The sequence below is a fragment of the Trabulsiella guamensis ATCC 49490 genome (genome assembly GCF_000734965.1).
Classification (GTDB): Bacteria; Pseudomonadota; Gammaproteobacteria; order Enterobacterales; family Enterobacteriaceae; genus Trabulsiella; species Trabulsiella guamensis.
In genome coordinates, this window is the sequence record NZ_JMTB01000108.1 from 23928 (window position 1) to 30313 (window position 6386).

Sequence of the window (6386 nt, forward strand, 5' to 3'; positions counted from 1 at the left end):
GACTCCTCAAGCCGTTTTCAGTTCACCCACCGGACGGGCAGGCTCAACCGGGGGATAGTATGCTTCGTTATGACGCGCTTTGTTGCGCAAACCTTCTGGTGCCTGGTACAGCGGCCCCAGATGCTCATACTGCTGCGCCATGTCGAGATATTTTGCGCTGCCGATCGTATCCAGCCAGCGGAAGGCGCCGCCATGGAACGGAGGGAAGCCAAGACCATAAACCAGCGCCATATCCGCTTCGGCGGGGCTGGCGATAATGCCTTCTTCCAGACAGCGCACCACTTCGTTGACCATCGGGATCATCATGCGGGCAATAATCTCTTCTTCGCTGAAGTCGCGTTTCGGCTGGCTGACATCGGCCAGCAGGCTGCCCACGGACGGATCTTCTTCTTTCTTTGGCTTGCCTTTGCTGTCAGCGGTATAGCGCCAGAAACCAAGACCGTTTTTCTGCCCGTAACGACTGGCATCGAACATGGCGTCAATGGCGTCGCGATAATCTTTATGCATTCGCTGTGGGAAACCGGCGGCCATCACGGCTTGCGCATGGTGCGCAGTATCGATACCCACGACGTCAAGCAGGTACGCCGGGCCCATTGGCCAGCCGAACTGTTTCTCCATCACTTTGTCGATTTTGCGGAAATCCGCGCCATCGCGCAGCAACTGGCTGAAACCGGCAAAGTACGGGAACAGCACGCGGTTAACAAAGAAGCCGGGGCAGTCGTTCACCACAATAGGGGTTTTGCCCATTTTGCTGGCCCACGCCACGACTTTGGCGACCGTTGCGTCTGATGTTTTTTCGCCACGAATGACTTCGACCAGCGGCATGCGGTGCACCGGGTTAAAGAAATGCATACCGCAGAAGTTTTCCGGGCGTTTCAACGCGCCAGCCAGCTCTGAAATCGGAATGGTCGAGGTATTTGACGCGAGAACGGTATCCGGGCGCACCTGGTCTTCCGTCTCGGCCAGCACCGCTTTCTTCACTTTCGGGTTCTCCACCACCGCTTCGACCACCACATCGACGCGGTCAAAACCGGCATAGTCGAGTGTCGGGTGAATAGTGGCGATCACGCCTGCCAGTTTCAGACCGTCAATCTTGCCGCGCTCCAGCTGTTTGTTCAGCAGTTTGGCGGCTTCGGTCATGCCGAGCGTCAGCGACTTATCGTTGATATCCTTCATAATGACCGGCACACCTTTCCAGGCGGACTGGTAAGCAATCCCGCCACCCATGATCCCGGCGCCGAGCACGGCGGCCTGTTTCGGGGTGTCGGTGTTTTTGGTCAGATGCTTTGCCTGACCTTTTACATATTGGTCGTTAAGGAAAATACCGACCAGCGCACGGGCCTCGGGAGTATGTGCCAACGGAACGAAGCTCTGATTTTCCAGCTTCAGGGCGTCATCACGACCAAGCTTAGCCGCGGCTTCGATGGTTTTGACGGCAGTCATCGGTGCCGGGTAATGCTTGCCTGCGGTTTGCGTGACCATGCCTTTGGCGATGGTAAAGCTCATTGCCGCTTCGATTTTACTGAGTTTCAGTGGTTCAAGCTTCGGCTGGCGTTTCGCTTTCCAGTCGAGATCGCCATTGATAGCCTGACGCAGGATGGCGACTGCGCCATCACGCAGTTTTTCTGGTTTCACCACGCCATCGACCAGACCTATCTTCAGTGCCTGATCGGCACCCACGTCTTTTCCGGCGGCAATGATTTCGAGTGCGCTGTCAGCACCCAGCAGGCGTGGCATACGTACCGAACCGCCAAAGCCCGGCATGATGCCCAGCTTCGTTTCCGGTAAACCGATACGCAGATCCGGCGTCGCCAGACGGTAGTCCGTCGCCAGTACACATTCGCAGCCGCCGCCCAGCGCGTAGCCGTTAATGGCGGAGACGGTGGGAACCGGAAGATCTTCCAGGCGGTTAAAGACACTGTTAGCAAAATGCAGCCACTGGCTCAGCTGCTCCTGAGAGACCAGAAACAGTGACAAAAATTCGGTGATATCCGCGCCGACGATGAACGCGGCTTTTCCGGAGCGCAGCAACAGCCCTTTTAAATGTTGTTGTTTTTCGAGCACATCCAGCGCGTTGCCGAGGCTGGCAACGGTTGCGGTATCAAGTTTATTCACTGAGCCGGGAGCATCGAACACCAGTTCGGCAATGCCATCTTCCAGCCAGTTGAGGTACAGGGTGTCGCCTTTGTAGAGCATGTCAGTCTCCTGAATCCAGCAAAGTGATCTGGTCGTACCAGATGAGGCGAAGTGTGGATTTTATGTTAATAAAATGCAAATTACTCTTTAAAGAAATGCCGTCTTGATCACGCTCGGCAGAAATCACGCAGCCAGAATGAGGTGTGCTAAGATGCGGAGACTTGAGGTAAAAAAATCAAAAGGGTAAAAGATGGAATCACTAGCCGCACTCTATAAAAATCATATCGTTACCTTACAAGAACGGACCCGTAATGTGCTGGAGCGCTTTAAGCTGGATGCACTCCTTATTCACTCGGGCGAGCTGTTCAACGTTTTCCTCGACGATCATCCCTATCCGTTTAAAGTGAATCCGCAGTTTAAGTCATGGGTGCCAGTGACACAGGTGCCAAATTGCTGGCTGCTGGTGGATGGCGTGAATAAACCGAAACTGTGGTTCTATCTGCCGGTGGATTACTGGCACAACGTCGAGCCGTTGCCGACTTCTTTCTGGACAGAAGACGTAGAAGTCATCGCGCTACCGAAAGCCGATGGTATCGGTAGCCAGTTGCCTGCGGCTCGCGGCAATATCGCTTACATTGGGCCAGTTCCTGAGCGTGCGTTGGGGCTTGAAATTGCGGCCAGTAATATCAACCCGAAAGGGGTGATCGATTACCTGCACTATTACCGCTCTTACAAAACCGATTATGAACTGGTCTGCATGCGTGAAGCGCAAAAAATGGCGGTCAACGGTCATCGTGCGGCACACGAAGCGTTTCTGTCGGGAATGAGCGAGTTTGATATTAACCTTGCCTATCTGACTGCGACGGGCCACCGCGATACCGATGTCCCGTACAGCAATATCGTGGCGCTCAACGAACATGCCGCCGTGTTGCACTACACCAAACTGGATCACCGCGCGCCGTCTGAAATGCGCAGCTTCCTGCTGGATGCGGGAGCGGAATACAATGGGTATGCAGCCGACCTCACCCGGACCTGGGCGGCGAACGGGGATAATGACTTCGCACAACTGGTGAAAGATGTGAACGACGAACAACTGGCGCTGATCGCGACAATGAAAGCCGGCACCAGCTATGTGGATTATCATATACAGTTCCATCAGCGCATTGCGAAGCTGCTGCGCAAACACAAGATTGTCACGGATATGAGTGAAGAGGCGATGGTGGAAAATGATCTTACCGGGCCGTTTATGCCGCACGGTATCGGTCATCCGCTGGGGTTACAGGTACATGACGTTGCCGGATTTATGCAGGACGATACCGGCACGCATCTGGCCGCACCATCGAAATATCCGTATCTGCGCTGCACCCGCGTGCTGCAACCGCGCATGGTGCTGACCATCGAGCCGGGAATTTACTTCATTGAATCGCTGCTGGCGCCGTGGCGCGAAGGGCAATTCAGCAAGCACTTTAACTGGCAGAAAATTGACGCACTGAAGCCGTTTGGTGGTATCCGCATTGAGGATAACGTCGTGATCCACGAGAACAGCGTTGAGAATATGACGCGAGATCTGAAGCTGGCGTAATGGACAGTTGGTTAATTCCGGCCGCGCCGGTGACGGTAGTTGAAGAGATCAAAAAGAGCCGCTTCATAACGTTTCTCGCCCATACCGAGGGCGTAGAAGCGGCGAAAGCATTTGTTGAATCTGTCAGGGTAGAGCATTCGCAGGCGCGTCACCATTGTGTGGCGTGGGTCGCAGGCGCGCCTGACGATTCGCAACAGCTGGGTTTCTCTGACGATGGTGAACCTGCGGGAACGGCCGGGAAACCCATGCTGGCGCAACTGATGGGCAGTGGCGTCGGTGAAATCACGGCGGTTGTTGTGCGTTACTATGGCGGTATTTTGTTGGGCACCGGCGGCTTAGTGAAAGCCTACGGTGGAGGTGTCAGCCAGGCGCTACAGCAACTGACGACGCTGCGCAAGACGCCGCTGACCGAATATACTTTGCAGTGTGAGTATGGCCAGTTGGCAGGCGTTGAGACGCTGCTGGGGCAGTTTTCCGGTAGGGTCGTCAGCAGTGAATTTCAGGATTCGGTACGATTACGCGTCGCGCTTCCACAGTCCGAACTGGTGGCGTTTACAGCAAAGCTTGCTGATTTTAGTCGTGGTTCGTTGCATTTACGGAATATTGACGAATAATCCCCCCTGACTTTTTGCATATCAAAGGAAGCGGCAGAGATGCATTTTCGCGCCATAACCCGAATCGTAGGACTTCTGGTCATTCTGTTTTCGGGAACGATGATTGTTCCGGGACTGGTGGCGCTGATTTATCGTGATGGTGCGGGCCGGGCCTTCACCCAGACGTTTTTCGTCGCGCTGGCGATTGGATCAATGTTGTGGTGGCCGAACCGCCGCGAGAAAGGCGAACTGAAATCCCGTGAAGGGTTTCTGATTGTTGTCCTGTTCTGGACCGTGCTGGGGAGCGTCGGTGCGCTACCTTTCATTTTTTCTGAACAACCGAACCTGACGGTGACGGATGCTTTCTTTGAATCCTTTTCCGGGCTAACGACGACAGGCGCCACCACGCTGGTGGGGCTGGATTCTCTCCCTCATGCCATTCTCTTTTATCGCCAGATGCTGCAGTGGTTTGGCGGCATGGGGATCATTGTGCTGGCGGTGGCGATACTCCCGATCCTGGGCGTTGGGGGGATGCAGTTGTACCGTGCCGAGATGCCCGGGCCGCTAAAAGATAACAAGATGCGGCCACGTATTGCCGAAACGGCAAAAACACTGTGGCTGATTTACGTCCTGCTGACGGTGGCGTGCGCGGTGGCGTTGTGGTTTGCGGGTATGCCCGCCTTTGACGCCATTGGGCACAGTTTTGCGACCATCGCCATTGGTGGTTTCTCTACGCATGACGCCAGCGTAGGCTATTTTGCCAGCCCGACCATCAATACCATCATCGCCATTTTCTTACTGATTTCCGGGTGTAACTATGGTCTGCATTTTTCGCTGCTGAGTGGTCGTAGTCTGAAGGTGTACTGGCGCGATCCGGAGTTCCGGATGTTTATCGGCGTTCAGTTGACGCTGGTGTTTATCTGTACGTTGATGCTGTGGTTCCACGATGTTTACAACTCGGCGATGACGACGCTCAATCAGGCCTTCTTTCAGGTGGTTTCGATGGCCACGACGGCAGGCTTTACGACGGACAGTATTGCCAGATGGCCTCTCTTCCTGCCTGTGCTGTTGCTCTGCTCGGCGTTTATCGGTGGTTGCGCCGGCTCGACGGGCGGTGGCCTGAAGGTGATCCGTATTCTTCTGCTGTTCAAGCAGGGAAACCGTGAGCTGAAACGGCTGGTGCATCCGAATGCGGTTTACAGTATTAAGCTTGGCAACCGCGCGCTGCCTGAGCGGATCCTCGAAGCGGTATGGGGTTTCTTTTCCGCCTATGCGCTGGTGTTTATTGTCAGTATGCTGGCGATCATCGCCACAGGCGTGGATGATTTCTCCGCCTTTGCATCTGTAGTCGCGACGCTCAATAACCTTGGGCCGGGTCTCGGTGTTGTGGCGGATAACTTTGCTAGTATGAACCCGGTGGCTAAATGGATCCTGATTGCCAACATGCTGTTTGGTCGTCTGGAGGTCTTTACACTGCTGGTTCTGTTTACCCCAACGTTCTGGCGCGAATAACAGGAGTGCTCGTTGAAAACGTTAATTCTTTTCTCTACCCGTGATGGACAAACGCGGGAGATTGCGTCTTTTCTGGCTTCAGAATTGAAAGAACTTGGGGTAGAGGCAGATACGGTGAATCTGCATCGCGCTGATAACATTCCCTGGGAACATTATGATTGTGTCATCATCGGGGCGTCTATCCGCTACGGGCATTTCCATTCCGCGGTAGAGCGTTTTGTGAAAAATAACCTCAAACACCTGCAGGCGGTGCCGAGTGCGTTTTACTCCGTCAACCTTGTGGCCCGTAAACCGGAGAAACGCTCGCCGCAGACGAACAACTATACGCGTAAGTTTCTGTTACGCTCGCCGTGGCAGCCTACGCGGTGTGAAGTCTTTGCCGGAGCGCTGCGTTATCCGCGCTATCGCTGGTACGACCGGGTGATGATTCGCCTGATTATGAAGATGACTGGCGGCGAAACGGATGCGCATAAAGAAGTGGTGTATACCGACTGGGATCAGGTTTCTCAATTCGCCCGGGAAATCGCTCAACTGGTGAACAAGTCGCGCTATAATTAGACGTG

The 6386-nt window shown here is 54.5% G+C and carries 5 protein-coding genes; 4 read left to right on the top strand and 1 reads right to left on the bottom strand.

Annotated elements, in window-relative coordinates; genetic code table 11:
- Positions 1–6: 6 nt before the first annotated feature.
- Positions 7–2196, bottom strand: a complete 2190-nt coding sequence (fadB, locus tag GTGU_RS18445; protein WP_038160549.1) for a fatty acid oxidation complex subunit alpha FadB — start codon at positions 2194–2196, stop codon at positions 7–9.
- A 190-nt stretch (positions 2197–2386) separates the two neighbouring features.
- Between fadB and pepQ the strand changes: the two genes are divergently transcribed.
- The 4 genes from pepQ to hemG are packed head-to-tail and all read left to right on the top strand — an operon-like array spanning position 2387 to position 6381.
- Entirely contained in the window at positions 2387–3718 is a 1332-nt protein-coding gene (pepQ, locus tag GTGU_RS18450; protein ID WP_038160550.1) for a Xaa-Pro dipeptidase, read from the top strand.
- Positions 3718–4332 (top strand): IMPACT family protein, encoded by a 615-nt coding sequence (locus tag GTGU_RS18455; RefSeq protein ID WP_038160551.1) that lies wholly within the window; start codon positions 3718–3720, stop codon positions 4330–4332. The genes pepQ and GTGU_RS18455 overlap by 1 nt, the downstream gene beginning before the upstream one ends.
- 39 nt (positions 4333–4371) lie before the next feature.
- Complete coding sequence (trkH, locus tag GTGU_RS18460) at positions 4372–5823, top strand: Trk system potassium transporter TrkH (RefSeq protein WP_038160552.1); 1452 nt, start codon at positions 4372–4374, stop codon at positions 5821–5823.
- A gap of 12 nt (positions 5824–5835) precedes the next feature.
- Positions 5836–6381 carry a menaquinone-dependent protoporphyrinogen IX dehydrogenase gene (gene hemG / locus GTGU_RS18465; RefSeq protein ID WP_038160554.1) on the top strand — a complete coding sequence of 182 codons (546 nt, stop codon included), beginning with the start codon at positions 5836–5838 and terminating at the stop codon, positions 6379–6381.
- The last annotated feature ends 5 nt before the right edge of the window (positions 6382–6386 follow it).

Coding starts and splice junctions, on each gene's coding strand:
- trkH (WP_038160552.1), top strand. CDS start 4,372: ATGCATTTTCGCGCCATAACCCGAATCGTAGGACTTCTGGTCATTCTG.
- fadB (WP_038160549.1), bottom strand. CDS start 2,196: ATGCTCTACAAAGGCGACACCCTGTACCTCAACTGGCTGGAAGATGGC.
- GTGU_RS18455 (WP_038160551.1), top strand. CDS start 3,718: ATGGACAGTTGGTTAATTCCGGCCGCGCCGGTGACGGTAGTTGAAGAG.
- pepQ (WP_038160550.1), top strand. CDS start 2,387: ATGGAATCACTAGCCGCACTCTATAAAAATCATATCGTTACCTTACAA.